Annotated in this window: 28 protein-coding genes; 12 read left to right on the plus strand and 16 right to left on the minus strand. The window is 55.1% G+C overall.

Features of this window, described 5'->3' with window-relative positions:
- Positions 1–4: 4 nt before the first annotated feature.
- A complete protein-coding gene (locus ACZ3GY_RS14785; protein ID WP_465910738.1) occupies positions 5–691 on the plus strand; it encodes an HAD family hydrolase in 687 nt (228 codons plus the stop codon).
- 49 nt (positions 692–740) lie between these two features.
- On the opposite strand, the gene ACZ3GY_RS14790 is transcribed toward ACZ3GY_RS14785, so the two are convergent.
- From ACZ3GY_RS14790 to ACZ3GY_RS14815, 6 genes are all read right to left on the minus strand, one after another.
- Complete coding sequence (locus ACZ3GY_RS14790; protein WP_465910740.1) at positions 741–947, minus strand: DUF6434 domain-containing protein; 207 nt, start codon at positions 945–947, stop codon at positions 741–743.
- Positions 948–977: 30 nt separating this feature from the next.
- Entirely contained in the window at positions 978–2174 is a 1197-nt protein-coding gene (chrA, locus tag ACZ3GY_RS14795) for a chromate efflux transporter (protein WP_465910742.1), read from the minus strand.
- A gap of 457 nt (positions 2175–2631) precedes the next feature.
- On the minus strand, positions 2632–3006 hold the full coding sequence (locus ACZ3GY_RS14800; protein ID WP_465910743.1) for a hypothetical protein: 375 nt from the start codon (positions 3004–3006) through the stop codon (positions 2632–2634).
- Positions 3007–3016: 10 nt separating this feature from the next.
- Positions 3017–3667, minus strand: coding sequence for a dual specificity protein phosphatase family protein (locus ACZ3GY_RS14805; RefSeq protein ID WP_465910744.1), 651 nt, complete (start codon positions 3665–3667; stop codon positions 3017–3019).
- Positions 3664–4431, minus strand: a complete 768-nt coding sequence (locus ACZ3GY_RS14810; RefSeq protein ID WP_463565845.1) for a phosphatase PAP2 family protein — start codon at positions 4429–4431, stop codon at positions 3664–3666. The genes ACZ3GY_RS14805 and ACZ3GY_RS14810 overlap by 4 nt, the downstream gene beginning before the upstream one ends.
- A 27-nt stretch (positions 4432–4458) precedes the next feature.
- Positions 4459–6414, minus strand: coding sequence for an LTA synthase family protein (locus tag ACZ3GY_RS14815; RefSeq protein ID WP_465910746.1), 1956 nt, complete (start codon positions 6412–6414; stop codon positions 4459–4461).
- Positions 6415–6520: 106 nt separating this feature from the next.
- Here ACZ3GY_RS14815 and ACZ3GY_RS14820 point away from each other — a divergent pair, with 106 nt between their 5' ends.
- The 4 genes from ACZ3GY_RS14820 to ACZ3GY_RS14835 all read left to right on the plus strand — a co-directional run bounded on the left by ACZ3GY_RS14820 (position 6521) and on the right by ACZ3GY_RS14835 (position 9917).
- Positions 6521–7204 carry a response regulator transcription factor gene (locus ACZ3GY_RS14820; protein WP_465910747.1) on the plus strand — a complete coding sequence of 228 codons (684 nt, stop codon included), beginning with the start codon at positions 6521–6523 and terminating at the stop codon, positions 7202–7204.
- Positions 7194–8465 carry a sensor histidine kinase gene (locus ACZ3GY_RS14825; RefSeq protein WP_463565848.1) on the plus strand — a complete coding sequence of 424 codons (1272 nt, stop codon included), beginning with the start codon at positions 7194–7196 and terminating at the stop codon, positions 8463–8465. Before ACZ3GY_RS14820 ends, ACZ3GY_RS14825 begins: the two co-directional genes overlap by 11 nt.
- A gap of 79 nt (positions 8466–8544) precedes the next feature.
- Positions 8545–9222 carry a class I SAM-dependent methyltransferase gene (locus tag ACZ3GY_RS14830; RefSeq protein WP_465910749.1) on the plus strand — a complete coding sequence of 226 codons (678 nt, stop codon included), beginning with the start codon at positions 8545–8547 and terminating at the stop codon, positions 9220–9222.
- Positions 9222–9917, plus strand: a complete 696-nt coding sequence (locus tag ACZ3GY_RS14835; protein WP_465910750.1) for a lipopolysaccharide kinase InaA family protein — start codon at positions 9222–9224, stop codon at positions 9915–9917. The genes ACZ3GY_RS14830 and ACZ3GY_RS14835 overlap by 1 nt, the downstream gene beginning before the upstream one ends.
- Before the next feature lie 655 nt (positions 9918–10572).
- On the opposite strand, the gene ACZ3GY_RS14840 is transcribed toward ACZ3GY_RS14835, so the two are convergent.
- The 8 genes from ACZ3GY_RS14840 to ACZ3GY_RS14875 form a co-directional block, all read right to left on the minus strand.
- The gene (locus tag ACZ3GY_RS14840) at positions 10573–11034 is read right to left on the minus strand and encodes a hypothetical protein (RefSeq protein WP_465910752.1); all 462 of its coding nucleotides are present in this window, start codon (positions 11032–11034) and stop codon (positions 10573–10575) included.
- Between the two features lie 92 nt (positions 11035–11126).
- The gene (locus tag ACZ3GY_RS14845) at positions 11127–12281 is read right to left on the minus strand and encodes an HNH endonuclease (protein WP_465910753.1); all 1155 of its coding nucleotides are present in this window, start codon (positions 12279–12281) and stop codon (positions 11127–11129) included.
- Between the two features lie 130 nt (positions 12282–12411).
- Positions 12412–12786 carry a hypothetical protein gene (locus ACZ3GY_RS14850; RefSeq protein WP_465910755.1) on the minus strand — a complete coding sequence of 125 codons (375 nt, stop codon included), beginning with the start codon at positions 12784–12786 and terminating at the stop codon, positions 12412–12414.
- 146 nt (positions 12787–12932) lie between these two features.
- Positions 12933–13454 carry an alpha-ketoglutarate-dependent dioxygenase AlkB gene (locus ACZ3GY_RS14855; protein ID WP_465910757.1) on the minus strand — a complete coding sequence of 174 codons (522 nt, stop codon included), beginning with the start codon at positions 13452–13454 and terminating at the stop codon, positions 12933–12935.
- Between the two features lie 80 nt (positions 13455–13534).
- A complete protein-coding gene (locus ACZ3GY_RS14860; protein ID WP_465910759.1) occupies positions 13535–14443 on the minus strand; it encodes a restriction endonuclease in 909 nt (302 codons plus the stop codon).
- Positions 14444–14548: 105 nt separating this feature from the next.
- Positions 14549–14941: a DUF6228 family protein gene (locus ACZ3GY_RS14865; protein ID WP_164091001.1), complete on the minus strand. Its 393-nt coding sequence runs from the start codon at positions 14939–14941 to the stop codon at positions 14549–14551.
- A 744-nt stretch (positions 14942–15685) separates the two neighbouring features.
- Positions 15686–16354, minus strand: coding sequence for a hypothetical protein (locus tag ACZ3GY_RS14870; RefSeq protein ID WP_465910760.1), 669 nt, complete (start codon positions 16352–16354; stop codon positions 15686–15688).
- A gap of 107 nt (positions 16355–16461) precedes the next feature.
- Positions 16462–17409: a hypothetical protein gene (locus ACZ3GY_RS14875; protein WP_465910761.1), complete on the minus strand. Its 948-nt coding sequence runs from the start codon at positions 17407–17409 to the stop codon at positions 16462–16464.
- Positions 17410–17559: 150 nt separating this feature from the next.
- Here ACZ3GY_RS14875 and ACZ3GY_RS14880 point away from each other — a divergent pair, with 150 nt between their 5' ends.
- A complete protein-coding gene (locus ACZ3GY_RS14880) occupies positions 17560–18603 on the plus strand; it encodes an IS110 family RNA-guided transposase (RefSeq protein ID WP_465910763.1) in 1044 nt (347 codons plus the stop codon).
- 626 nt (positions 18604–19229) lie between these two features.
- Here ACZ3GY_RS14880 and ACZ3GY_RS14885 read toward each other — a convergent pair.
- The gene (locus ACZ3GY_RS14885) at positions 19230–19760 is read right to left on the minus strand and encodes a hypothetical protein (RefSeq protein ID WP_465910765.1); all 531 of its coding nucleotides are present in this window, start codon (positions 19758–19760) and stop codon (positions 19230–19232) included.
- A gap of 214 nt (positions 19761–19974) precedes the next feature.
- Here ACZ3GY_RS14885 and ACZ3GY_RS14890 point away from each other — a divergent pair, with 214 nt between their 5' ends.
- Positions 19975–20940 carry an integron integrase gene (locus ACZ3GY_RS14890; RefSeq protein ID WP_463565865.1) on the plus strand — a complete coding sequence of 322 codons (966 nt, stop codon included), beginning with the start codon at positions 19975–19977 and terminating at the stop codon, positions 20938–20940.
- Positions 20941–20998: 58 nt separating this feature from the next.
- Here the strand turns inward: ACZ3GY_RS14890 and ACZ3GY_RS14895 are convergent, their stop codons facing one another.
- Positions 20999–21418 carry an Lrp/AsnC family transcriptional regulator gene (locus ACZ3GY_RS14895; protein WP_463565866.1) on the minus strand — a complete coding sequence of 140 codons (420 nt, stop codon included), beginning with the start codon at positions 21416–21418 and terminating at the stop codon, positions 20999–21001.
- 179 nt (positions 21419–21597) lie between these two features.
- Between ACZ3GY_RS14895 and yjeH the strand changes: the two genes are divergently transcribed.
- From yjeH to ACZ3GY_RS14920, 5 genes are all read left to right on the plus strand, one after another.
- Positions 21598–22878 carry an L-methionine/branched-chain amino acid transporter gene (gene yjeH / locus ACZ3GY_RS14900; RefSeq protein WP_463565867.1) on the plus strand — a complete coding sequence of 427 codons (1281 nt, stop codon included), beginning with the start codon at positions 21598–21600 and terminating at the stop codon, positions 22876–22878.
- Between the two features lie 53 nt (positions 22879–22931).
- Positions 22932–24269, plus strand: a complete 1338-nt coding sequence (locus ACZ3GY_RS14905; RefSeq protein WP_465910769.1) for a TAXI family TRAP transporter solute-binding subunit — start codon at positions 22932–22934, stop codon at positions 24267–24269.
- Between the two features lie 63 nt (positions 24270–24332).
- Positions 24333–25340, plus strand: a complete 1008-nt coding sequence (yejK, locus tag ACZ3GY_RS14910; protein ID WP_465910770.1) for a nucleoid-associated protein YejK — start codon at positions 24333–24335, stop codon at positions 25338–25340.
- Between the two features lie 41 nt (positions 25341–25381).
- A complete protein-coding gene (locus ACZ3GY_RS14915; RefSeq protein WP_465910771.1) occupies positions 25382–25705 on the plus strand; it encodes a glutaredoxin family protein in 324 nt (107 codons plus the stop codon).
- A 221-nt stretch (positions 25706–25926) separates the two neighbouring features.
- Positions 25927–26505: a TetR/AcrR family transcriptional regulator gene (locus tag ACZ3GY_RS14920; protein ID WP_092367979.1), complete on the plus strand. Its 579-nt coding sequence runs from the start codon at positions 25927–25929 to the stop codon at positions 26503–26505.
- The last annotated feature ends 30 nt before the right edge of the window (positions 26506–26535 follow it).

Genomic DNA, 26535 nt, shown 5'->3' on the forward strand with positions numbered 1-26535 from the left:
TGCCATGCAGCCGAAACCGCCCATCGAACTGCTGATCTGCGACTGCGACGGCGTACTGATCGACAGCGAGATCATCGCCGAGCGCCACCTGCACGCGGCACTGGCCAAACACTACCCGGCCCATGAGCTGGACGTAGTATTGGCCGGCACCTTCGGCCTGCAGAGCCGTGACATTCTCGCTCGGGTCGAGGCGCACTTCGGCAAACGCCTGCCCGAGGGTTTTCTGGAAGAAAACCGAACCCGCATCAAGGCGCTGATCCGCGCTGAAGTACAGCCAATCGAAGGCGTACGCGATGCCCTGCTGAAGATCGACCTGCCTCTGGCCGTGGCCTCCAACAGCTATGCAGACGCGGTGGCCTTTGCGCTGCAACGCTGCGAGCTGGTCGAACGAGTCAACCGTGGCGCGTTTAGCGCCGACCAGGTCGAGCGGCCGAAACCCGCGCCGGACCTGTACCTGCTCGCTGCGAAGAGTGCTGGCGTTGATCCACGCAACTGTCTGGTCGTCGAAGACAGCGTTACCGGCGCGACCGCCGCACTGACGGCGGGTATGCAGGTAGTCGGCTTCTTGGGTGCCAGCCACATCCCACCGGAACACGGCGAAACCCTGCGCCAGCTGGGTGTCCAGCATCTGATCGGGCGCATGAGTGAACTGCCTGAGCTGGTACAGCGCCTACAGAACGGCGGCACTTGAGCGCTAACAGAGCCTGTGCAGCGTCTTACTGCAAGGCGCTCGCCCCGGTTTAGCCGTTAATACGCTTCCACTCGTCCACCACATCGCCCATGGTGCGTGGCACGCCACTGCGAATCCAGGCCATGAACGGCCGGTCGAAACGGAAGGTTGCACCGCACTGTTCATGCATGAAACGGCGTACCTTCTGAGTACTACGATAATCATCGCCAATGGGCGTATCGCGAGTGATGTTGCCGCCATGCCAGTCGAAAGCCATTGCTGCATCTCTTGTTGATGAAAGTCTGCGTTACGTTACTAGCCAGCCGATCAGCGCGCCAGCCAGCACCACCCGCCAGGGCGGCTGCTTGCCGACCATGAGTGCGATCAGGGCAAGCAGCGCGAGCGCGAAATCCACAGGGCTGAGAATCGTGCTGGTGCCGACCGGCTGGTACAGCGTGGCCAATAGCAGGCCGACCACGCCGGCGTTAACCCCGAGCAGCGCCGCCTGCACACGTGGGCGAGTACGCAGCCGAGCCCAAAATGGCAGCACGCCCGCCAGCAGCAGGAACGACGGCGCGAAGATCGCCAATAGGCACAGCAGGCCGCCGCCCCAACCCGATAGCGGCGCCGGCATGGCGCTGCCGAGAAACGCCGCGAAGGTGAACAACGGGCCAGGCACGGCCTGAGTTGCACCATAGCCGGCCAGGAACAGGTCGTTGCTCACCCAGCCGCTTGCCACCACGTCGGCCTGCAACAGCGGCAGCATCACGTGGCCACCGCCGAAGACCAGTGATCCCGTGCGGTAGAACACGTCCACCACGCTCAGGATCGGGCTTTCCAGCGAGAGGGCCAGCACGGGCAAGCCGAACAGCAGCGCCACGAACACCAGCAACCAGAGGGCGCCCGCTTGTTTGCTGATGCTGATGGGCAACCCATCACCCGCGCTTTGCTTGGCGGGCTTGAACAGCACCGCACCCAGCAAGCCGGCGCTGATGATCACCGCCAGTTGCCCCACAACCCCAGGCACCAGCAATGCCAGGCCGGCCGCCGCCAGCATCAGCGCTCGGCGTGAGGTATCCGGGCAAAGCGTGCGGGCCATGCCCCATACGGCTTGGGCGACAACAGCCAGGGCGACGATCTTCAAACCCTGCAGCGCACCAGGCGTCAGCGCATCGCCCTGCCCGGCAATGCCCTGAGCGAACAGAATTAGCAGCACCGCAGAGGGCAAGGTAAAGCCGAGCCAGGCGGCTAGCGCACCACGATAGCCGGCCTGGGACAAGCCAATCGCCATGCCCACCTGGCTACTGGCCGGGCCAGGCAGGAACTGACACAGCGCGATCAACTCCGCATAGCTGCGCTCATCGAGCCAGCGGCGACGGCTGACGAACTCGTCGCGAAAATAACCGAGATGCGCAACCGGACCACCGAAGGACGTCAGCCCCAGGCGCAGAAAAATCAAGAAGATCGACCACGCCCGGCGGTCGTCACGGGAGGCATCCGGCATGCGCTATCTCAATACGAAGCTGCGGCATCAAGCGCTACGCATCGGCATAGCCGCGCTTCTGCGCCTAAATCGTGGGTAAATACGCGCTCCAATGTGCCCTGCCTGTGTGACTTTTTAAAGACACGCTGATCACCCAGAACCTGCTCACGATCTGGGCTGCCCCTCGAGCCAGCACGTTTTTGAGCCACGCCCTCGCGGCGAATGGTGGTCACACCGCTGTAGCGCAGGATGGCCGCTATCGCTTCGCGCCGGGGGCGACGCTCCTACACGATTAGCGTCCGGCGCTCATCTTGCGTGTAACTCGAGATTGTAGGAGTCGCGACCCCGCGGCGAATGGTGGTCACACCGTTGTAGCGCAGGATGGCTGCTATCGCTTCGCGCCAGGGGCAACGCTTAGAGGCTGTTCATCATCTGCTGCGCGTCGGCCCTTGCAGAGAAAAGAATCGTGAACCGGTGCTCAGTCGTGCTTCAACGAGCGACTCAGTGCCTTGGCCATATCCTGATCCACGTGCCGGCGCCACTCACGGTCGTCGTCGCTATCTGGCTGCAAACGCCGTTCGATTTCTGCGTTGGCGCTGGCCTGGCATTGGCGAAAACCGTCATCCCAGCCGGTGGCGTACTGAGGCTCGTGGAGATACACCGGCACGTCTTTGCGAAACGCGCCGAGCGCCTTGGCCGCACTGTTGCCGCTCACGCAACCGTCCTCGTACCCGGTGGCGAAGGCCGCAGAGTAGCCCTGCGCAAGCATGTAATCGCGCGTACTCTGGCACGCGCCCAGCAACGGCACGAGCAGCAGCGCCAGTAACAGCCGGCTCGCGTTGTTCATCGTCATGGCTTCCTCCTTACCCATTAAAGGCATTGAGCAGTTTTTCCTTCAGTGCGCAGTAAGCCCAGGGGCTGGTGCTGCACGCACCACTGTTCAAGGCAGTACGAAAGCGCAGCAGGTCGACCTGCTGCAGGTAACGCTCGGCGTCCTCGAAGCGCTCGCTGCCACCGAAGCCGCCCTCGCGCATTTCATCAATGGCCTGCTGCTTGCTCCAGCCCTGATAAACGATGCGGTACATGGCGGCTACCAGCCCCGTGCGGTTTTGCCCGTGCTTGCAGTGGATCAACACCGGGCCGTCAGCCTGGGCCTGACGAATGCTGCGCAGCGCCTGCAGTACATCGGCGTCGTCCATACGATCCGCGTGCAACGGTTGATGGATCTGGCGGATGCGCGGGTCGCTCAGCCACTCGGCATCGCTGCGCTGATAGAAGTTGATCACCGTGGCGATTTTCAACTGCTGCAGCTCGCCTTGCTGCGCGGCACTGGGCAAGGCACTGCGATACAGGTCGGGCTGCATGCGGTAGAGATTGAAGGTTTTGTCGACCGTCATCGCCCAACGTGGATCTGCCGGCTTGGCAGCGCCCGACTGAACGCCACTCCAGGCAGACGTCAGCGGCAGGCAACAAACAATCGCGAGCAACAGTGCCCGAGGGCTGAAAAGGCTCATCGGCGCTCTCCTTCGCGGGTTGCCTGCAAGCGCATCGGCACTCGCCTCGGGGTCGAGGTTGCGAGGGCAGCCGGGCGATACAGCAGCGCGCGGTAACCGACCACGGCGATCACCCAGTCGAACAGCAGCGTCCACAGGTTGTGGGAGAGGAAGTGCGCGCCTTGCAGCATGCGCCCAAGCGATAACACGCAGCCCAACGTCAGCGCGAAGGCGAGCGTCCACCTGGCCAGACGTGGGCGGCGATCACGCAGCGCGAAAAACAGCGCGAGCAGCGAAAAACCCGAAGACGCATGCCCGCCCGGCCAGCAACGCCCTGGTTTGTCGGTCACGGGGCGCGCACCGATCAGCGGGCTGAACGCCTCTTTACCGCCAAACGCCGTAAGGCTCCACGGGCACTGCACACCGGTGAGGGTTTTCAGCGGCACAACGATGCTCGTCGCCAGGCTCAGCATGAGCACCAAGTACCCCAACTCACGGCGCCAGCTACGCAGTTTCACGGGTAACAGGCTGAACAGGAATGCAGCGATACACAGCACACCCAGAGCGATCACCAGGTTCTTGGCTTGATCGTGCAACACATCTTCCAGCCAGAAACTGCCCTTGCCGATAAACCCCATCGCGGGATCGTAGAAGAGCCTGGCCAAGGCGAAATCCAGCGGCGCGGGATCGATCACCAACAGCAAGGCCATCAAGCCAAGCGGAATGCCCAGCCACAGCTTGAAATCGAAGGGCCGCGAATCGGTTGGCTTAGCGGAAATCAGCATGGTGAAACTCCTCGGCAATCGACGCGATCAGGGATGCTTGGCAACGATTTGCGGCGTGCTCGCTTGCCAGCTCAGCAGGCCTTGGGTAAAGGCGTGACTGGCACCCTGGTAGTAGGCAATGTCGCGCGCCACCAGCGGGTCGTCAGCCTTGACCACGCTTTCGTGGCTGAGCCCCAGCGCATCGTCATGGCGGCGCATGGCTCGCTTGGGGCTGAGGATGGCCAGGTCATGACCGTCGAACAGCCCAAGGTGCTGGTAGTTGCCGATTAACGCCCGGCCCGCGCCAGCGTTGCCGCGCAACACGTTGCGGCCAAAGAAGGTCGAGGTGTAATCGAAGCCCAGCAGCCCTATCAGCGTGGGCGCAATATCGATCTGGCTGGTCAGCGTGGACACCTCGGCCGGCTTGATGATGCCGGGGGCGTAGATGAACAACGGGATGTGGTAATTGGCCACGGGCAGGTCTTCCTTGCCCGCACTGCCGGCGGTGTGGTCGGCGACGAACAGGAACACGGTGTCGGCAAACCAGGGCTTGTTCTTCGCCTCGGCGAGAAAGCGGCCAATGGCGTAATCGGTGTACTTCAGCGCGCCCTCACGACCACTGCCGGAGGGAATGTCGACGCGGCCGTCCGGGTAGGTATAGGGGCGATGGTTGGAGGTGGTCATCAACTGCAGGAAGAACGGCTTGCCGGCAGCGTGATCCGCATCGGCGGTGCGCAAGGTTTGCTCGTACAGATCCTCGTCACACATGCCCCAGGCGTTCTGGAAAGTCATGTCGGCAGCGGCCACGCTGCTCTGGTCGATGATCCGGTAACCGTTGCCACTGAAAAACGCGTTCATGTTGTCGAAGTAACCGCGGCCACCGTAGATGAATACGCTGTCATAGCCTTTATCTTTGAACTGCTGCCCCAGGCTGGCATAGCCAGACTCACGGCCGATGCGTTTGACAATGGAACGCCCCGGCGTCGGCGGCACGGAAAGCGTAATCGCCTCCAGGCCCCGGTCGGTTCGCGTGCCGGTGGCGTACAGGTTGTTGAAAAACAGGCTCTGGCTACGCAGCGTATCCAGGTTCGGCGTCAGTCCACGGCTGTCACCGAAGCTGCCCAGGTAACGGGCACTGAGGCTCTCGATGGTAACCAGCACGACATTGTGGTGCTGCTCAGCCCCCGGATTATCGATAACCCGGCGGATATCCTCCGGGTCTTGGGTGACGAAGCGCGCGTTGTCCTCTGCCACCTCGTTGCGTAACAGCGAACCCACCTGCTGATCAGGCTCGGTGGCATAAAACGTCAAGTAGTCGAGTTCGTTATTGCGAAACGCGGCAAAGAACTGGAAGGGGCCATTACTGGCAAGCTCGTTCTGGTAGGCATTACCGCCCAGGCCACGGGGGAAGCTCTGATTGATCGCCAGCGTCACCAGCAACGCACTGGCGAGCACCGCCCCCCAGGCGCCCAATGCAGCTTTCTTGGGCATTAGCGGTGCGGATACGGCGCGAGTCACGATCCTGTTGAGGGCCAGAGTCAGCATCAAGGCCACCATGGCCAGGGCCGCGATCAACGGATACACCGGATAGGACTCGAGAATGTTGTTGATCACCTCCTCCGAGTAAACCAGGTAATCCACGGCGATGAAGTTGAAGCGCACGCCGAACTCGTCCCAGAACAGCCACTCCGCGGTGGCCGTGAACAGCATGGCGAACAGGCTGACGCCCAGTAACAGATGAAGAAAAACCACATGCCCGCGGCTGCGCCACACACGATGCGGGCACATCAGCAGATACAGCGAGATCGGCAGCGCCGCATACAACAGGAACGCCACGTCGTAGACCACACCGACCGCATAGAGCCGCAGGATCTCGGCGCCACTGGCACCCGCCTCGCCCCAATAGCCAATCAGCAGTGCGCTGCGGGTGAGCAGGAAGGTAACCGCCCAGGCGAGCAGAATAATCGACAGGTAGCGTAGTTGGGCGTATCGGAGCTGTGGCATCGTATGATCCTGGCTGGATGAACGAGCGACAGTCTTGCCCTGGCCCTGTGAGGGCCTCGTCAATGCCTCGTGAAGAAAACGTCAATTACGGTGAAGAGAACGTTGTATGCGCATTCTGGTAATCGAAGACAACCGTGACATCCTCGCCAATATCCTGGATTACCTGCAGCTCAAGGGTTACGCGGCAGATTGTGCCCAGGACGGATTATCCGGCCTGCACCTGGCCACGCAGGGCCATTACGACCTGATCGTGTTGGACATCATGCTGCCCGGCCTGGATGGCTATCAGCTGTGCCGGCGCTTGCGCGAAGAAGCGCGCAGCAGCATTCCGATCCTGATGCTCACCGCACGCGACGCCCTGGAAGATCGCCTGCAGGGGCTGAGCGCCGGGGCCGACGATTACCTGATCAAGCCCTTCGCACTCTCCGAACTGGTCGCCCGCATCGAAGCCATACTGCGCCGCTCACAAGGCAATCGTCAGCGCAAGCTGGAGGTCGCCGACCTCACCTACGACCTCGACACACTGAACGTGACCCGCGCCGGTATACCCATCAAGCTCAACCCACTGGGCATGAAACTGCTCGGCGTACTGATGCAGCGCTCGCCCGCCGTGGTGCGCCGCGAAGCCCTTGAAGAGGCCCTGTGGGGCGACGACTGCCCGGACAGCGACAGCTTGCGCAGCCACATCCACCAACTACGCCAGGCGATCGACAAACCCTTTGCCACGCCGCTGCTGCAAACCCTGCACGGCGTGGGTTACCGCCTGGTGGCGAATCGCGATGGGCACTAAGCAACCGTTCCGGCGGCGCATTCTTATCGCCTTCGTGACCATGACCATACTGGTCAGCGGCATCTTTTCCCTGAGCATCGTGGCTATCGTTCACCTGATCGAAGAGCACCTGGTTTCCGAAGAACTTGCCCTCGAACTGGGCGCGGTTCTGGAGCAGGACTTGAAGAACGACCAGGCCCCACGCCTTGACGCTAAAACCCGCTTCTATGCCTCGGGCTATCCGCAATACGCTATCCCCAGCCGCTATGCCGACCTGCCGGAGGGCTTCAGCGAGCAGGTCGAGGGCGAGCGAGCGTTCTACATCTTCACCCAGTTCATCGGCGGCGGGCGTTATCTGCTGGTACAGGAACAGAGCGAGTTCGAAAAGCGCGAACAGGTGCTGTTCAACGTCGTGCTGGCCGGTTTTCTGCTCTCCGTACTCGGCGCCCTGGGCCTGGGCTGGATCATGTCCGAACGGGTCATGCGCCCGGTGAGCAAGCTGGCCAATCAGGTACGCCACCGCGACCAGTTGCTGCCGCTGGCGCCCGCCCTGGCACCGGAATACCCGGACGACGAAGTCGGTCAGCTCGCGGCGGCCTTCGACAGCACCCTGGGGCGCCTGCGCCAATCTCTGGAGCGCGAACGCCTGTTCACCAGCGACGTCAGCCATGAGCTCCGCACGCCGTTGATGGTCATCGCCAGCTCGTGCGAGCTGCTCGCCCAAGTCGCCCTCGAACCCACCCAACGCAAACAACTGGAGCGCATCGAAAGAGCCAGCGCCGAAATGCAGGATCTGGTGCAGACCTTCCTGCAACTGGCTCGGGTCAAGGGCAACGAAAGCCTCTTCGCGGGCAGCGCCAGCCTGCGGCAGATCGCCGATGAGCAGGTCGATATCTGGTCACCGCTGATGCGCGAGAAAGGTCTCGATTTCCGCCTGGACGTGGAGGCGCAGAACGATGCCGTCTACAACCCGACCTTGCTGCGTACGGTGATGGCCAATCTGCTGCGCAATGCCCTGCACTACACCGAAACGGGCTTTGTGACGTTGACCCTGCACGCCAACGGCTTTCGCGTCGAGGACAGCGGCGTGGGCATTCCAGAGCAGCATCATGAGCAGATTTTCGACCCCTTCGTGCGCGGCGAACAGGCCCGTGGCGAAGGGTTGGGCCTGGGCCTCTCGCTGGTCAAACGCATCTGCGCGCACCAGGGCTGGCACATATCGCTACACAGCCTGCCGGTTGCCGGCAGCTGTTTTCAGGTGTCGTTCAAGGTGCCGGCCTAACGCTTTTTTCACATCCTTTTAACGGGTTCATCAGAAGCCGCTTCATAAGATCGGGGCACAACCACCAAGGTGCCTCGCCATGTCCAAACCCAGATCCATCGATCTCGCCTTTTCCGGCAAATACGATCAGAAACATGCTCAGGGTTATCTGCACAAACACCAGGATGGGCTGGCCCGGCGCCTCTCTCACTGGCGCGACGTTCAGGTCGGCCGCAGTGCCTTGCGTCTGGCCGGCGACCCCAACCTGGTGCTGGATCTGCCCTGTGGGGCGGGCCGCTTCTGGCCGATGCTCGCCGAACACCCGAACCGGGTGATCCTGGCTGCCGACAACTCCGCCGACATGCTCGCCACCGCCCTCGCCGCCCAGCCGCCTGAAGTGGTCGCACGGGTGAAAACCTTCAAGACGTCAGCCTTCGATATCGGCCTTGGCAACAGCTCAGTCGACTGCGTGTTCTGCATTCGCCTGCTGCATCACTTCCAGTCGGCCGAGCATCGTATGGCTGCGCTCCGCGAGTTTCACCGGGTCACCCGCGACACGGTGATCGTCTCGCTGTGGGTCGATGGCAACTACAAAGCCTGGCGGCGTAATCGCCTGGAGCGCCGCCGTGGCGCTGGCGAAAACCGCTTCGTGGTAAGCCGCGACAAGATCGAGCGCGAGTTTCTCGACGCGGGCTTCCAGGTGCTCGGCCACCGCGACTTTCTGCCTGGTTATGCCATGTGGCGCACCTATGTACTGCGCAAGCGCGAGGTGCTGTGATGGCCACGCTACTCGGCTTTCAATCGGCCGTTCAGACCAGCTCCACCTTCGAGCGCTGGTGGCAGCGCAGCGGCACCTGGGTCGAGCCGCCCAACCAACGCCGCGACGGCGAAAGCGGCGTGCAACTGCTGCAGCCACGCAACCCGTCGTCCCCTGCCCTGTATAGCAAACGCCAAACCGGCCACCTCTACCGCAGCCTGCTGCATCCCTGGGGTCGCCCGACCATCGTCCGTGAACTACAGGCCTATCAGGCATTTACCCTGCTGGGCATCACCGTGCCCACACTGGTGTACGGCGCAGCCAGAAAACAAGCCGGGCATTGGCAAGCGCTGTTGATCACTCAAACGCTGCCGGGCTTTATCAGCCTCGATCAGTGGTACGCCGTGGAGCGAAGCGCCGAACAGTCGATATGCATGCTGACGGCCCTGGCCAACACCTTGGCGCGCCTGCACCAGAGCCGCTGGCAGCACAGTTGCTGTTATGCCAAGCACATCTTCGTCAAGGTCAGCGATCTTGAAGGCAACTCACCCAGCGCAGAGATCGCCCTACTCGACCTGGAAAAAAGCCGTCGCCGCTGGCGCAAAGCCGACGCCTCACGCCACGACATGCGCCAGCTACAACGCCACCGCGGCGCGATGCCCGACGAAGATTGGGATTTCCTAATGGAAGCCTATGCATCATTGATGCAGCGCTAAGGTGTGTTGCCGCGCCAAGGCGTAGGGCGTATTAGCCGAAAGCGTAATCCGCCGAGTGAATCGAAAAACGCCTCGAGGTATTTGCTTTGCCATCTACAAATAAAGCTGAGGGGCGGGCTTTAGCCCGCTCCAGTGAGCGAAGCGAACGACTTGAACCACTTGTTAGAAAGCATTGATACGATTAAAGCGAAACTCTAAGAGAAATACCACCTACTGACTTAGCATGGTTTACAGTTAATTGCAGCTGTTGATGTTAATAAATACCCCCCTAAAATATTCAATTTCTGCTGTCACGCACTCAAAAGTGTGGTCGCTATAATTGATGGAATAGTTTGTCGGGCAGTAGTAATTTATTATGCAAAAAGTTGCCGCCGTGCAATAGCCGCCTAATGATCTATAGCTATCTACTGGTTTGTATAGTGCGTGTTTATCTATAGCATTCTTGAGCTTTTTGTTCGCGCCGCACTGAGTTTCGATATCATCATAGATCAGGCCAATAAATAGCAAAAGAGTCAATACTGCTAGTAGCATTGCTAATATCTTGATTATTTTTTTGGCTGATTTCATGTATGACATGACGTCTAACGTTTGGTTAAGGGGCGGGCTTTAGCCCGTCCCAGTGAGCGCAGCGAGCGATTTGAACCACTTGTTAGAGCTACCACTGGACTACGACCGGAGTGCTAAGTGTTTTATGGCTATTAAGGGGGAAAGCAGACTCACCTATTTGACCTCTTGCGCCACAATTATCAACTCTACAGCTTTCACCAACATCGTCTAGGATAATGCTATTGCCGCTTTTATAGATTCGCGCCTTGCAAGAGTTTACCTTCGGGAGGATTTCATTATCTTGGACGTGCTCGTATGTTTCATGGGCTACTTTTTTAGCTGTGCCATATAGTCTGCATACGTGCCCATTGGCATGCCAAGACTCATAGACAAAATATATGGAGTCTTGACTTGATGTTTCTACTTCTAGAAAGTTAACCATTGCGCTTTCAGTGCCACTTTCTAAATTTTCAATTGTTACTGTGCTTTCATAACGGCCATCTATTTCAATAGAAAAGGCAGTATTTGGCATACATGTGACAAGAATAGATAAAATTAGTGGAATGCGCATTTAGCCATGACTCTAACGTTTGGTTAAGGGGCGGCGGCACGCCGTCCCAGTGAGCGTAGCGAACGATTTGAACCGCTAGTTAGGTTTCTTGTTCATAGATTTTGAAAATACTCTGGATTTTTTCCTGAAAGTTTCTCGATACCGTCCAGCTCGGGGTTAATTAGGTTTCGAGAGTTGTGAGCGATAAGCTCGGGAAGACTCAAGCTTATACCTTTATTTATAGATTTAAACAGCACTATGCATAAGCCATGTTCTAATTTTTCGTCAATATTCGTGCTTACATCTTTGATTTTAGCGATGGATATAGTCCAGTTCATTTTTCTGGAAATATTTAGATTTAATACTACATAGTCTGATATTGGTAGTATGGTTAGTGTCACTCCGTTTGCGACGCCACACTCGCTTTTAAGGTGCTCGCTGTGTAGCCCAAGATTACTTCTACCCGGAATTACCGGCTCTGGATCACCATCTTTGAACCAGAGCGCTTTATTTAATTCTTGCGCGTAATCCGATGTGTCAAATTTCTCTCCAAAAATGACGTGACCAAGACCAATTGCAAGTTTTGCCATAAATCGAACATCATGGCGAAGATATAATGACAATTTGTTCTTACGTTGCTGCCCATCACTGCATTTTGTATTGAAGTACTCAATCCGCTTTAAGTCTAACTCGTCTGGCTCGGAGAATCCTATGTCAGCCAAGTTTGCCCCCAAAACCTCTGTGCAGGAGATTTTTCTAATTTTTCTGCCGGGGAAAGAGTCCTTGAATGATAGCCAAGTAATAGTAGGATTTTTTATTGAGCGTTCAGACCATATAAAGTAACCCCTTGTTTTTACCTTTTTTACCGTCCTGGGATTTCCGCCGGCATACCAATACATCCGCTCATCCGCCGGCCTGACCCAATATACTTGTTCTCCCAATGGGCCAATCCAGCACTCGCAGACCTCATTGCCTTCCATTTCGGGAGGGTTAAGGTCAGATACCCCCATATTTCTTAAAGGAAGAGGTGTCGGATTTTCAGGGTCAAAGAATGAATATGCTGCTTCATTTAACTCGTTAAAAACTAAAAAATCTTTTTCGAACGATGCGTCTACAAATAAGCCTAAATTATTATTACAAGCCCCACACACATTTCTAGTTTTAAGATTGTCAGGTGCTTGCGCCCCACCTAAGAATTGCGAGATTACATGCTCTAATGTGAATTCTTCATTGCTTTTTTTCGCCTTGCAATAAATACAGGTCTTCACTCAAGTATTTCCTTATTTTATAACTGGCCGGCAATGAGTTCGGCAGGGACCTAACGCTTGGTTAAGGGGCGGGCTTTAGCCCGTCCCAGTGAGCGAAGCGAGCGATTTGAACCACTGGTTAGCCTAGCGCTCATGTATCACTAGCAGCAACATGGATGAAAAGCTCAAGCGAGCTTTCCACTAGCAACGGCGAGTGGCCTTGATTTGAGTGGGTTAGAAAAAACAAAGCGCCCTGGGGGGTGCCTGATGGCATAGAAAAGTAAGTGTAGAGGCGATTTTTTACAAGCTCGGAATAGCTGATATTAATTTTGTAACCTTCAATTTGGATATTGGAGAGTTTGCCGTAGCACTTTGTTTGCAATGAGGAAAATAAAGAGTTTTCACTACACAGCTCAAAGGATGATGATGCGCCGTGCCTTCCTCTATGGATCGAGCGGGCTACTGCATTCAACTCCGAAGTACTACCGTGAAGGTGCAACTCCTTGTCTTTCAACTCTGCAAACATGATCTCCCCCTGGCTGTAGCTTTAAGACTTCGGCGGCTAACGTTGCGCTCACCCGCGGATTGTAAGTGGCGCGTTGCGATAAACTTCGCGCAGCGATATTGCAAAAGCGCTACTTACAATGCGTCAGGTGCAATGCTTTGTTAGAACTATTTGATAATTTGACGGAAAGTTAAACTGATACGCTCACCACTAGCACCAACTTTAGGTATTGCATGAAGCCAAAACTCTTGCATTTCTTGTGACATATAAAGCAATGAACCACTCTCTAACGGGTAGAAAAACTCTACAACCGGTTCCAGCTTTGAACGATATGCTATTTCACGCACAGCTCCAAGAGAAACAATTGCTACACCAGTGCCTTTTGCTAACTCCTCACTAGAGTCAGAATGAAAACCCATTGAAGAGTTGCCATCAAGATAATAATTTAGAAGACAATTATTTGGACGAAAACCAAGCTCTAGCTCAATAAGCGCACAAACATTTTCTAATTCAGGCAGCATTTTTACTTGCTCATAATATATTTGCGAATAATTATAGGAAACGCCAAAGCTAGCAGTTTTTCTCGCTCTCATCCGTTCGTCCCAAGTAATTGAATCACGAAGAAACGTGAACAACTCGCTAGGATGTGAGACGAATTTTGATTTTAAATATATTGGTGGTCTTTCCATATTCTGAAGTTCTAACGATTAAGCTAAGGGGCTGGCTTTAGCCAGTCCCAGTGAGCGAAGCGAACGATTTGAGCGCCTTGTTAGCTGCGCGAAGCTGGAGGGCTGGGGATTAACGCGGAGTTAAATTCAATAGTCCCACTTAGCGTTCCATTTCTTACGCTAAATGCTGCCTGTGCAAGCTTGTTTATATCATTGCAAGATGTATTTCCAACTAAAATATCTTGCTCTTCATATGTGAATTGTTCTGTGCCTAGTTTTTGATAATTAGAAATGTAGCCGTAGATCATTTCTATTTCTACAGGATACGATTTTTTCCCGATTTTATTTTTGAATTCATATTTTTCATCGAGGGAAAACCCAACTTTTACCCAAGGGTCTTGGCCGTTTTCCTCGTTCTCTCTTAGCTCTTTGTGTGCAATTTTACTTATCTGACTATCACTAAATAATTGATTGCAGAAATCCAAAGTTGCTAGCTCTTTACCTTGAAATAGTACAGTGGTTTCTGCATCCATTTCAAACCCTTCGTCTGTGGTTTCTGGCCTGTACTTTAACGATGCTGATTTAATGAAATATGTCCTGCCGTAAACGTAAGGGTTTCTTAAGAGCTCGAATAGAGGCAGCCAATCTTTTCTTTTAGCTGCGCTAAATGAAAGAAGCTTAATATTATTAATTTCTGCATAGTTTCTTGCTGGCTGTGAAAATCCGTTTTTTGCCACTACCACGCTCTGATTAATGCCTAGCCTTCTATGCTTTTCTTTTAGCTCTTCAACTTTTTTTATATCTAGCGCTCTAGATGTGGTGGTGCACTCTACGCCTATTTTAATATTGCAATTTAAGACTCTTGTTTCAATTAAAATGTCTACTTCACGATTTATGCCTGCCTCTCGGTCAAAAATCATTGCTGATTCTGTTATTTTTGCATCAGCTGGCGCCAAGTGCTTATTTATTATTTTTACCAGTTTCTGAAATTCATTTGTCCTAGGTGGCATCTTTCATCCTTGCACATAGTTTTAACTCGTAGTGCAGCTAACGTTTGGTTAAAGGGCGGGCTTTAGCCCGTCCCAACGAGCGAAGCGAGTGATTTGAACCATTTGTTAGCCTGCAGATACACCGAAAAACTGCCGTGCAGATTTTGCAAGCGCTGGAAGCTGACCAAGTTCAGTGCAGACGTTTCCTTCAAACTTCCATGGCTCAGTAATTCCGAGGTTTGAAATGGAGACCTTAAAGTTTACGATGCCGCGAGAGTTGCAGGTTGCCTCCAGCATAAATTCACCTTCTATTGACTCCCACTTTTCAGAGGTTTGCCAAGGCAGCTCATGGCTTGCAAGGTATTCAAAAAGATTTGCCAAGCCATATGCATCGGTATACGCCCAAACCTCACGCTTAACACTCTGTGCAGACGAACTGAAACAGGCGGAAAAATAGTCGCCTTGCACGTCATCAAAGATGAGTGTGTTGCCAGACTCTGTAGAGTGAATAGCGAACATCTCTTTCCTCTGTAGGCTAACGTTTGGTTAAGGGGCGGGCTTTAGCCCGTCCCAGTGAGCGAAGCGAGCGATTTGAACCACTAGTTAGGTATTTGGCCACTCGGTACATATGGTGCCACCACTGTTCGCTACCAGAAACTGCGCGATTTTTTGGACAAGTGAAGAAGACGTAGACGAAATTTTTAGTACCAGCGGTTTTTCTGAAACAGGGTCTATATCAAGACGTTCGCTATTTGTGGCGCGACATATGATTGTAAGCTCTGTCCATTGATCATCGTTAGGATGTCGACTATTACCATCAGAGTCAAAGTCCTCCTTACCCCACAGATAACGTGCGACAGCTGGAAACGGTGGCCGTGAGCCAGGTTCTATAAGGTAGAGCGAAAATTCTTCTTCCATATACCTAACGTTTGGCTAAGGGGCGGGCTTCAGCCCGTCCCAGTGAGCGAAGCGAACGATTTGAGCCAGTTGTTAGGCCTGGCCTGCCCGACACGGTAGCCGCAGCAACGCAGAAAGAAAAGGCTGACGCCGCCAAGCTGAAAGGTGAGCGCGGTAAGTTATTTGTGACATTGCCCGGCATAAACCAACTCCTTTTGATAATGCCAATAACCAGGGTGCTTATTGGCGATGCGGTGTTGCGGGTAAAACAGACCGGAGAGGAATTTCCGGAGGCTGCCTAACGTTTGGTTAAGGGGCGGGCTTTAGCCCGTCCCAGTGAGCGAAGCGAACGGTTTGAACCATTTGTTATGTATGGTTGGCGAGTACGGCAGGAAGATTTTTCTTGATTTGCTCTACAAACGGTTCCATGCGCCTATATGCTCTCTTGGATAAGTCCAGTTGATACTCAAGGCTCTTTCTTATTTCAGCATGAATGTGAATTGAGTTTCTGGCCTCATAGAATTCTATAATTTCATTCTTAAGCCCATCGTCAATTAAGCCTAGTTTCTCAGCGCATTGCGCTTTTCGGTCAAATCTTACCTTCGTGACATCGGTTTTTCCGATGTCTTCATATGTTGGTATTATTTCTTTGCCGTCGTGCTCAAGCGCGCTTTGTAGTGCTGCTTGTTTTGCTGCTGGAATAGAAATCACTTTTTTCATCTTGAATTCAGTGAGGGACTGAACATCAGGGTTTGATGATAAGTTTTCAAATAATATGTGATGAATTACTGCCTCATATATTGAGGCATACGATAGAACTTGGATTCGAATCTGTGCTCGTAATAGCCATGAGTCAGCTGATAGGCCTTCGAGGAGTTTATAAACATACCTGGCGGAAATGAACTCATCTGCGAGTCTATCTCTTAATGTTACATCTGTAATAAAGTCAAATCGGTCTTTGTGCCAAGCCCAATCTGCAAGATGGGCATCAAGGTAGTTATTTATTACTAATTTTGTTTCGTCCGGAAATGCCATGGATGTTCCTTGCAATAAATACATAACGGTTAGTTAAGGGGCGGGCTTTAGCCCGTCCCAGTGAGCGAAGCGAACGATTTGAGCCTGTTGTTATGTTGGTGGCGCTTTCATTCGCGCTCGGATACAAAGTAGTAACCGTTTAAATCGTTATTTAAATGTTCGATAAGCTTTCTTAGGGAAACATTAAAATCAAACTTATCCAGATTTTCCTTTTTGCAAAAAGAAATGTACCGATCATTTTGAATATTAAAAGCCTGCTTTATCAATTGATCGATAGTTTCTTTGAAGCCGGGCTTGCCCTTGTCGTGAACTTGGAAGCCCATCGTAAATGTTTTTGTGAAATCCCAAGGGCTAAGATACTTTCCGTCACTGCGCCGATTAAAGTTTTCATGATGAAAAGCTAGATTGGTTACTATCACGCCATCAACTTTATCGAAATCTTTTACATCAAAGATACACTCAGTTTGCTCATCAGGTCTATTCTTTCTAAAGCATACGCCTGAGCTTCCGGCCAGTGAGTTTGCAACGTCGACGAAGTCATCAAGGTTGTAACAGCATACGACTAGAATATTTGACTCAAAATCTCCTGCGGGGCGAAATTTTTCGTTTGCGCTCTTAAAAAAATCTTTTAACGGCAAGAATCTACTTTTGGGGCGGCCCTCACCTTGCTCTCCGCTGGGAGCAGGATCTTGTAATTTCAGTCTACTGAAGCATTTAACCTCAACGTTTACCTGAAGGAAGTCATAATTAAAAGAAAAGTCTATATCTTTTTTTCGATGCTCGGGATTACTTTCATTATGCTTTGGCTCGTATTCAAAACCATCTTTAAAATCAACATACATCCTGGACATTACAGTAAATTCGCATGCACTTTGAATATATTGATCTATATCGAATATGGATCTTTCAAACTGCAGCTTATGCGCTACAAGTGATTTCATTTGTTTTTTTGTTAAAAGTAAGTCAAGAGCTTTTAGCCACTCTTCTAGTTCGTGTCTATAATCCTTATTTTCGCAATTATAAAAATGCAAATCACTTTTGGGGGTAAGTTTCATTTTTCATTAAATTACATAACGTTTGGTTAAGGGGCCGGCTTTAGCCGGTCCCGAGCGAGCGAAGCGAGCGGCCTTGAATGCTGTAATGGACTCTCCCCGCGCCACAGTTCTATACCGAGAACGGTGGTGACTGAAATTGGGAGAGCCGTTATGAAGCATATTGCAGTTGATTTGGCCAAGTCCGTTTACCAGGTTGCCGAGAGTGTCCGTTCCGGCCAGGTGGTGCAGCGCAAGCGGCTGAACCGAGAGGCGTTCAGGCGATATATACAGGAGCAAACCGAGCCGGTCGAGTGGGTGATGGAGGCTTGCGGTACTGCGCATTATTGGGGGCGCGTCGCGCAAGCGCTGGGTCACCAGGTCAAACTGATACATCCGCGTTATGTGCGCCCTTACCGGCGCCGCAACAAAACCGACCGCAACGACTGCGATGCCATGCTGGAAGCGGCGCGCTGCACCGATATTCACCCGGTGCCGGTGAAAAGCCATGAGCAGCAACAGGTGCAGCATCTGCATGGGCTGCGCGAAACCTGGAAGAAAAGCCGCACCCAGCGGATCAACCTATTGCGCGGCATCTTGCGCGAGGCGGGTATAGAAGCCCCAGTCTCAACCGTCGCGTTTATCCGTACAGCCCACGAGTTGGTTGAGCGCCCAGAGGTTGCGCCCTTGAGCCATCAACTGCATATCGTCCTGGCGGAAATCAACCTGCATGAGCAGTGCATGAGCGAGTGTGAGCAGCAACTCAAACGCTGGCATGCCGACGATGAAGTCGTGCGCAAACTGGATGAAGTCAGCGGTATTGGCTTGCTGACCGCCAGCGCTCTGAAAGCCGCCGTCGGTAAGCCTGAGCGCTTTGCCAATGGTCGCCAACTCAGCGCCTGGCTGGGCATGACGCCGCGCGAATTCAGCAGCGGCAACCGACGCAAACTGGGCCACATCAGCCGGCAAGGCAACGTTTATGTGCGCACCCTGTTGATCCACGGTTCGCGAGCCGCCTTGCTTGCGGCTCAGCGCTGTCAGGCGCGTACGCCGGAGAAGTTGACGACATTACAACGCTGGGCCGTTGAGACGGCGGCGCGGATCGGCCACAACAAAGCGGCCGTGGCCCTGGCCAACAAACTGGTACGGATCTGCTGGGCGGTGTGGTGCCACGAACGGCGCCTCAGCGGTAATTGGCAAAGTACAAAGCCCGCCTGACGGCGGAGTAATCAGCAAAGAGATGATGATTTTCTAGTGGTTGTGATGAGCAGCAGCACTGTCGGAACAGGCGAGTCCTGCAGCGGAGCAAGGCCGATAACAATGATGATCTGTGTGATCGATTGAACGCTTGGCCCCCGCTGCGCGAACTACAGAATGGCCAGGGCCAAGCGCCCAACACAGGCCGGATATACGAATGCAACCGCGCTGACGACAGGTGCAGAGGGAAAGCTTTGCTCACTACTTGTGGGGAGAGTCCATATACAGTTGTTAGGCCTCGCCACGGTGTAACGCCGAATACAGGACGTGATTGTTCTGTGGTGCTGGAACTGTGGCTTGGAGCATACGCGTGCAGGCCTTCAGGCAGAAGAGCTTGAAGATGGAGGCAAGCGCGTGCCGATTGGCCTGCTGCTGATGTGAATATTCTGGTTCGCGAATGCGAGAGCTTCGGGCCGGATTTGTATGGCCGCTGCGAGCTTGCAGGTGAAATCCGTAAATTGTTATTTAAACGCATAACTTCCATGTTTCTCGGCCTTTGCTTTGCCGCCTAACGTTTGGTTAAGGGGCGGGCTTTAGCCCGTCCCAGGGAGCGCAGCGAGCGATTTGAACCACTTGTTAGGCTTTACCTAAATTACTGGGTGATAAGGAAAGCTCTTGAGCTCACTTTCGGTACACTGAGATTTTAGATTGATTTCAGGCTCTTGGTAACCCAAGCCATCATCAAGCATTTCATACTTGCTCATGCTTATTAGTGTGTTATTTCTAAGGTTAACTAAAATCGAACATCCGGTATTCACCCAAGATTTTGGATTATATGTGCTGTCGTGGAATTTAACGCTCAAATAATAAGGGAGATACGACTCGTCGTGATACCACGAACCGGATGCTATTACAGTGTTGATTTTATTTGTTTCTAGAAGGTTGCTAAGGCACGTAGGGAATACGAGGGATTTACCGCCGATGATTAGTTCTAGTTTAGAAATAGATGCGGACGCGTTTTCATTGGAAAATTCAATATTTAGCTTTGCTGCCCCAAATTCTGGCGGTATCCCGGATATTGAACCGTCGGCACTTATCGGCAGTGAAGTGTCTTCGTGAGCCGAAGCGATACTATTGAATATAAAAAATGTTATGAGGCTTGCGATGATTTTTTTCATAGGGCCTAACAGTGATTAGATGGAATTCTTTGTTAATGCAATAGTAGAAAATTCCGCATAATGCCGCACCACCCAGCGTCAGCATAAGTAAAAATACTTACTTATCAATAACTTAATCCCACACACCTCCCCACACTCCGTACTCGCTTGACTTGTGTATTCCCCTTGCCGCTACTACTGTATATAAAACCAGCAACACCACAGTGGAGTCGACATGGATCGTTCACCCTCCAAGCCTCGCCTGCGAGAGCAGGTCAGCGCAGTGATGCGCGTGCATCACTACAGCATTCGCACCGAGCAATCTTACTGGTACTGGATTCGCTATTTCATCCGTTTCCATCGGTTGCGCCATCCGATGGAGATGGGGGCTGTGGAGGTCAGTGCTTTTCTTACGTGGCTGGCGGTAGATCGCAAGGTGGCTGCCGCGACCCAGAACCTGGCGCTGAACGCGCTGGTGTTTCTTTACAGCAAAGTGCTTGAAGTGCCACTGGGCCAACTAGGTGAGGTGGTGCGCGCCAAACGCTCGACACGCATTCCCTGTGTATTGACGCATGCTGAGGCAACGGCACTGATTGCCCTGCTTGGCCAGCCGTATCAGTTACTGGCCTCACTGATGTACGGTGCCGGTTTGCGCGTGGTGGAGGCTGCTCGCCTGCGTATCAAGGATGTGGATTTTGATCGGCAGGTGATCACCGTACATGACGGCAAGGGCGCCAAGGATCGGACGACCTTGTTACCTTCCTCGCTTATCACGATGCTGCAGGAGCGGCGGGCACGCATGCTCGCGGCTTGGGAGCGACAAGACACTTTTTACCAGGTACCGGTCAGCCTGCCTTTCGCCTTGCACCGCAAATACCCCAATGCGGGGCGCTCACTGGAATGGCAATGGCTGTTTCCTTCCCGAGGTGTGTGCATGGATGAACATGGCAACGTGGTGCGTCATCACATCCACGTCAGCTCGATTCAGAAAGCGGTCAGGCAGGTTGTGCGCCGCTCCGGGCTGCACAAGCCCGCAGGCTGCCATACATTTCGGCATACCTTTGCCACCGAGCTTTTACGCCGGGGCAGCGACATTCGTACCGTGCAGACTTTGCTCGGGCATGCCGATGTGCGAACCACGCAGATTTATACCCATGTATTGGGCCAGGGCTTTGCCGGGGTGGTCAGCCCGCTCGGATGAGCCTTTGCTTGTTCGGCATACCGCTGAGTTGGCAATGCATGGTCGTCACAGCCCTGACTCACATCAGCCAGTCTTTGACGACCATATGGGTTTTTACTTTGTGCACCCCTGGGAAGTTTTCGATCTCGCCACGCACTTGCGCCAGCCGCTCCATGGAGGCGGCTTCGAGGTAGATCAGCATGTCGGTTTCGCCGCTGATGCCAGAGCAGCGGCGCACTTCCGGGAATACGCGCATGCGCTCGACGTATTGTTCGCAGCGCCCGCCCGTATAGAACAGCTCCAGATAGGCCTGCACCACGATGTGGGTGGGCTCGGCAATGCGGGCGTGGTAACCCTGAATCACGCCGCCCGCTTCCAGTTGGCGGATGCGCTCGCTCACGGCGGTGCGTGACAGGTTGACCTGTCGGGCGACCTCGGTGACGGTCAGGCGCGCATCGGCGCGTAGCAAAGCGATGATGCCTTGGTCGAACTTATCCACTCGCGCTCTCTGCACCAATCTGCATAACAGGATGACGGGCATTGCCGCCGTTTCGTCGGTCGTCGCCGACGCTTCGCCAGCAGCGATCGAGGCCGCGCGGCTTTACCATAACTGCCTGGCGAATCAGCGCACCACAACTGGACGCAGCCGCCACTTCAGGACGAGCGAGAGCATACAACATGAGTCGATTGAACAAGGAATTGGGGCTGCTGCAAGGGATCGGCCTGCTGTCGACATCACTGCTCGGCACCGGAGTTTTCGTGATCCCCGCGTTGGCCGCCACGGCAGCCGGCGAAGTTTCCCTGTGGGCCTGGCTGCTGCTGATCGTGCTGATTCTGCCGATGGCATTCACCTTCGCCCAGCTCGGCCGCCACTATCCCCATGCAGGCGGTGCGCCGCACTTGATTGGCCGTGCGTTCGGCGCGCGCATGGAGCGCTTGAGCGCGTTTCTGTTCCTGGCAGTTTTACCCGTGGGCTTACCGGCCGCGCTGAACATTGCCAGTGGGTTCTGGCACGCGCTGTTCGCGCTCAGCGACCTGGCGGTTCTGGCCATTCAACTGGTCACCCTGGGCATCATCCTGCTGCTCGGCCAACGCCCGGCGCGTACCTCGGGTAGCGTGCAGATCGCTATCGCACTGGCCATCGTCGCCACCATCGCACTGATCTGGTGGAAAGCAGACTTGCCCCACACAGAACAACCGTTGCTGCCGCCACTGACGGGCAATTGGCAACTGATGCCAGTGGCGTTGGGCGTGATGTTCTGGTGCTTCGTCGGCATCGAGGCCTTCACCCATCTGGGTGAGGAGTTCAAGAACCCGCAACGCGACTTTCCCTTGGCACTGTTGCTCGGCGTGGTACTTGCCGGCCTGGTGTACTGGGCTTGCTCGGTGGCGGTGCTGAGTTTGCATGCCTACGGCGATGCCCGCACTGACGCCGCGTCCATGCCGCGCATGCTCGCTATGCTGTTCGGTGACCAGGCTCGCTGGCTCAGCGCGAGCATCGGCTACCTGGCGTGTTTCGCTTCCATGAACGTGTATATCCAGGGCTTCGCGCGGCTGATCTGGAGCCTGGCCGACGAAGGCAAGCTGCCGCGCCTGCTGGCTGCCCGTAATACCAATGGTGTGCCGGCCAGGGCGCTGCTGCTGGTGGTGCTCAGTTGCGCACTGAGCACCACGGTGATCTGGAGCCTGGGGCTGCCGCTGGATCAACTGATCCGCTATGCCAATGGCAACTTCATCGTCATCTACCTGCTCAGCATGGCCGCCGGCTGGATACTGCTCAAAGGCCTGTGGCGCTGGCTGGCCGGTATCAGCGCCTTACTCTGCGGCGGCATCCTGCTGATGCTCGGCATCGATGCGCTGTATGCCATTGGCCTGCTGGGTGTGCTGATGCTGCTCGATCGCAGGCGTCACGCGCGCCGTACCGGCATGCCGATGGCCGAAAGTGGCTCCCAGGGGTGACTGACAGCGCGGTAGGGTTCTATCCTTGAGCGGATTCGTCGAAAGGAAGCGCCATGCCACGTGTACTCAACGACCTGAAAATCATGCTGCTGGCCAATTTCTGGCTTATTCCGGTACTCGCGGCACTGGTCGCGGCACTCTTCTACTTCGTGGCGCCGCCGCCGCCCATGCACGCCAGCATGGCGACGGGCAGCGCCAGCGGTGGCTACCATGCCTTCGGCGAGAAACTGCGTGACGAACTGGCGAGGGAGGGGTTTACCCTCACGCTGATCAACAGTGAAGGCTCGCGGGACAATCTCGACAAACTGCGCAGCAACGAGGTGCAACTGGCGCTGGTGCAGAGCGGCCAAGAGCTGACCCTAACAATGCCCGAGCGTGACGCGCTGCTCGGCCTCGGCGTGATGTACCAAGAGCCATTGTGGCTGTTCGTGCGCAACGCACAGAGCAGCGCCCACTTTAAGGATCTGCTCGGCCAGCGAGTCGCCATCGGCACACCCGGCAGTGGCTCAGGCGCAGTGATTTATGCGCTGCTAGAGGCCAATCGCATCACACCCGATCAGTATCCCGAACAATGGCAGGCCATCGGTGGCAACCGCGCTGCCGATGCACTGATCGCCGGCGAACTGGATGCCGGTTTCTTTCTCGGCCCGGCGGAGAACGCACTGATCCAGCGCCTGGCCAGCGACCCCAATCTGCACCTGATCGGCCTCGGCCGCAGCGCTGCTTATAAGGCACGCCTGCCCTACCTGAGCCGTCTGGAGGTGGGCGAAGGCCTGCTCGACCTGCCCAGCAATACCCCCGACCGCGATATCGTCACCCTGGGCCCTGCCGCCACCCTACTGGCCAATGGCGAGTTCCACGCGTCGCTGACCCCGCTGATTCTCGCCGCCGCTCGCGAAGTGCTGAAGGATGGCAACCTGCTCGACGCCCCTGATCAATACCCGGCGGCGCCACCACGCACCCTGAAGACGCTCGACGAAGCCGAGTATTTCTATAAGAACGGCCTGCCGATCTTGCAGCGCTACCTGCCGTTTCGCATCGCCTCTCTGGCCGACCGGTACATCATCCTTGCCATTCCGCTGCTGGTCTTGCTGTTTCCGCTCATCAAGGCCATCGGCCCGCTATACCGCTGGCGCATCCGAGCGCGCATCTACCGCTGGTACAAACACCTGCGTGAAATAGACCGGCAACTGCACGACGGCACCCTGCCTGCTGATCTGGACGAGGAAATCCAGCGTTTGGAGAGCCTGGAGGCAGAAATGGACAAGATTGATGTGCCTCTCTCCTATTCCAGCGAACTGTACGAACTGCACATGCACCTGCGTTATGTCATCGAACGGCTGCAGGCATTACAGCGGTCACGGGCGACCGCGGCGGCAACAGTCGGGTAAACTTTGCATCACTTTGGCCGCCTTGCAGCGGCCCCATTGCGTTAACGCCTGAAGAGACCCTCCATGCCGATCCGTCACTGTATCGTCCACCTGATCGACAAGAAGCCTGATGGCAGCCCTGCCGTGCTGCATGCCCGCGACACTGAACTGGGCGCCTCCCAGGCCATCGAGAACATGCTGGCCGACCTCAACGAAAGCTATAACGCCAAGCAGGGCAAAGCCTGGGGTTTCTTTCACGAGGAATCCGGCGCCTACCCGTTCAGTGGCTGGCTGAAAACCTACCTCGAAGAAGGCCAGGATTTCACCGCGTTCAGCCGCCAGGCCGTTGAACACCTGCAGAAGCTGATGGAAGAATCCAATCTGTCCACCGGCGGTCACGTGCTGTTCGCTCATTACCAGCAAGGCATGACCGACTACCTGGTCATCGCTCTGCTCCATCACAGCGAAGGCGTGGCAGTGAATGATGCGCTGGACGTGACCGCCGCCAAGCACTTGGATCTGAGCCAGTTGCACTTGGCCGCACGGATCAACATCTCCGAATGGCGCAACAACGCCAATTCCAAGCAGTACATCTCGTTTATCAAGGGCAAGAACGGCAAGAAGGTCTCGGAATACTTCCGTGACTTCATCGGCTGCCAGGAGGGCGTCGACGGCCCTGGCGAAACCCGCACACTGCTCAAGGCGTTCAGCGATTTCGTCGAAAGCGAAGACCTGCCCGAAGAACAGGCCCGCGAGAAGACCAAGACACTGGTCGGCTATGCCTCAAGCCAGGCCAAGATGGGCGAGCCGATCACCCTGACTGAATTGTCAGGGCTGATCGACGAAGAACGACCCAAGGCGTTCTACGACCATATCCGCAACAAGGACTACGGCCTGTCACCTGAAATCCCAGCCGATAAGCGTACGCTGAGCCAGTTCCAGCGCTTCACCGGGCGCGCCGAAGGCCTGTCGATCAGCTTCGAAGCCCACCTGCTCGGCTCGAAAGTCGAATACGACGAAACGCAAGGCACCCTGATCATCCGCAACCTGCCGACCCAACTGACCGACCAGTTGAAACGTCGCAAGGACTGAAGAGCTGCATTAGCCGACCTGATAAAACAAAGGGCTGCACGATGAAAAGGATTTTGCTGATTCTCGCGGTACTGGCGACCTGGCAACAGTGGGATCGCCTCGAGCCGATGCTGTTTGGCAACAGCCAGCAGGTCGCCGGCCAGGGAGAGGTAATCCTCTACGCCACCAGTTGGTGTGGTTACTGCGCCAAGACCCGAGAGTTTCTCGGCGAGCGCGGTATCGCCTACACCGAGCTGGACATCGAGAAATCATCCGACGCGCGCCGCGCCTACGACGCACTCGGTGGCCGAGGCGTGCCAGTGCTCAAGGTCAACGGCACGGTGATCCACGGCTATAACCCGCAGGGGATTTTGGCGGCGTATTGAGTTCCGGTGAGGAACAGGCAGGTCAAGGTGATTTCGGTTTTGAACGGCAGTTGCCGGGCGTCAGCGCCCGGCTTTTTAACCTGGAGTACCTTGAAACTGCTTCTGGCTTTTCCTGGCAGCAACGATCTCGGTGCCATGCAGAACGGCTTCATCTGGCATAGCGAACCGTTGCTACAGACCAAGTAGACGACCGGTCTAATTGCTGATAGGCTATTTTCACTATGAAGAAACCCGCTAACGAAATGCGCGAGCACATCCTTACTGTTGCCAGGGCGCTGATGACTCACAAAGGCTACACCGCAGTGGGCCTCAACGAAGTGTTGAGTACCGCAGGTGTGCCCAAGGGGTCGTTTTACTACTACTTCAAATCGAAGGAAGAATTCGGGCAGGCATTGCTAGACGAGTATTTCGATGAGTATCTGGCGCGTATAGCCCCGATTCTCAATCAACAGGCCAATGGAGCAGAGAGCCTTCTGGGTTACTTCCAGTACTGGATCGAAACCCAGCATGACGACTCGCTCTACAACAAATGCCTGGTGGTGAAACTGGGTGCGGAAGTTTGCGACCTCTCCGAGGTCATGCGTCAGGTGCTGGATAAAGGTACCGGCAGAATCGTCAAGCTGATTGCCGGGAGCATCGAGCGCGGTATCAGTGATGGCAGCGTCGTTACCACGGACAGCGTTGCGCTAGCCGAGGCCCTTTATCAGATGTGGCTCGGCGCCTCTCTGATGGCCAAAGTAAACCGCTCTACTCGGCCCTTCGAATCAGCACTGACCATGACGAAAAGCCTGCTCGGGTGAGCGGCTTTTTTTTACCTGAAAACTAGACGA

This window comes from Pseudomonas sp. PME37.24/006, assembly GCF_055556635.1.

Bases quoted from the DNA above. Each gene is read 5' to 3' on its own strand.
- ACZ3GY_RS14785 (WP_465910738.1), top strand. From the start codon at position 5: ATGCAGCCGAAACCGCCCATCGAACTGCTGATCTGCGACTGCGACGGC.
- ACZ3GY_RS14790 (WP_465910740.1), bottom strand. From the start codon at position 947: ATGGCTTTCGACTGGCATGGCGGCAACATCACTCGCGATACGCCCATT.
- chrA (WP_465910742.1), bottom strand. From the start codon at position 2,174: ATGCCGGATGCCTCCCGTGACGACCGCCGGGCGTGGTCGATCTTCTTG.
- ACZ3GY_RS14800 (WP_465910743.1), bottom strand. From the start codon at position 3,006: ATGACGATGAACAACGCGAGCCGGCTGTTACTGGCGCTGCTGCTCGTG.
- ACZ3GY_RS14805 (WP_465910744.1), bottom strand. From the start codon at position 3,667: ATGAGCCTTTTCAGCCCTCGGGCACTGTTGCTCGCGATTGTTTGTTGC.
- ACZ3GY_RS14810 (WP_463565845.1), bottom strand. From the start codon at position 4,431: ATGCTGATTTCCGCTAAGCCAACCGATTCGCGGCCCTTCGATTTCAAG.
- ACZ3GY_RS14815 (WP_465910746.1), bottom strand. From the start codon at position 6,414: ATGCCACAGCTCCGATACGCCCAACTACGCTACCTGTCGATTATTCTG.
- ACZ3GY_RS14820 (WP_465910747.1), top strand. From the start codon at position 6,521: ATGCGCATTCTGGTAATCGAAGACAACCGTGACATCCTCGCCAATATC.
- ACZ3GY_RS14825 (WP_463565848.1), top strand. From the start codon at position 7,194: ATGGGCACTAAGCAACCGTTCCGGCGGCGCATTCTTATCGCCTTCGTG.
- ACZ3GY_RS14830 (WP_465910749.1), top strand. From the start codon at position 8,545: ATGTCCAAACCCAGATCCATCGATCTCGCCTTTTCCGGCAAATACGAT.
- ACZ3GY_RS14835 (WP_465910750.1), top strand. From the start codon at position 9,222: ATGGCCACGCTACTCGGCTTTCAATCGGCCGTTCAGACCAGCTCCACC.
- ACZ3GY_RS14840 (WP_465910752.1), bottom strand. From the start codon at position 11,034: ATGCGCATTCCACTAATTTTATCTATTCTTGTCACATGTATGCCAAAT.
- ACZ3GY_RS14850 (WP_465910755.1), bottom strand. From the start codon at position 12,786: ATGTTTGCAGAGTTGAAAGACAAGGAGTTGCACCTTCACGGTAGTACT.
- ACZ3GY_RS14855 (WP_465910757.1), bottom strand. From the start codon at position 13,454: ATGGAAAGACCACCAATATATTTAAAATCAAAATTCGTCTCACATCCT.
- ACZ3GY_RS14860 (WP_465910759.1), bottom strand. From the start codon at position 14,443: ATGCCACCTAGGACAAATGAATTTCAGAAACTGGTAAAAATAATAAAT.
- ACZ3GY_RS14865 (WP_164091001.1), bottom strand. From the start codon at position 14,941: ATGTTCGCTATTCACTCTACAGAGTCTGGCAACACACTCATCTTTGAT.
- ACZ3GY_RS14870 (WP_465910760.1), bottom strand. From the start codon at position 16,354: ATGGCATTTCCGGACGAAACAAAATTAGTAATAAATAACTACCTTGAT.
- ACZ3GY_RS14875 (WP_465910761.1), bottom strand. From the start codon at position 17,409: ATGAAACTTACCCCCAAAAGTGATTTGCATTTTTATAATTGCGAAAAT.
- ACZ3GY_RS14880 (WP_465910763.1), top strand. From the start codon at position 17,560: ATGAAGCATATTGCAGTTGATTTGGCCAAGTCCGTTTACCAGGTTGCC.
- ACZ3GY_RS14885 (WP_465910765.1), bottom strand. From the start codon at position 19,760: ATGAAAAAAATCATCGCAAGCCTCATAACATTTTTTATATTCAATAGT.
- ACZ3GY_RS14890 (WP_463565865.1), top strand. From the start codon at position 19,975: ATGGATCGTTCACCCTCCAAGCCTCGCCTGCGAGAGCAGGTCAGCGCA.
- yjeH (WP_463565867.1), top strand. From the start codon at position 21,598: ATGAGTCGATTGAACAAGGAATTGGGGCTGCTGCAAGGGATCGGCCTG.
- ACZ3GY_RS14905 (WP_465910769.1), top strand. From the start codon at position 22,932: ATGCCACGTGTACTCAACGACCTGAAAATCATGCTGCTGGCCAATTTC.
- yejK (WP_465910770.1), top strand. From the start codon at position 24,333: ATGCCGATCCGTCACTGTATCGTCCACCTGATCGACAAGAAGCCTGAT.
- ACZ3GY_RS14915 (WP_465910771.1), top strand. From the start codon at position 25,382: ATGAAAAGGATTTTGCTGATTCTCGCGGTACTGGCGACCTGGCAACAG.
- ACZ3GY_RS14920 (WP_092367979.1), top strand. From the start codon at position 25,927: ATGAAGAAACCCGCTAACGAAATGCGCGAGCACATCCTTACTGTTGCC.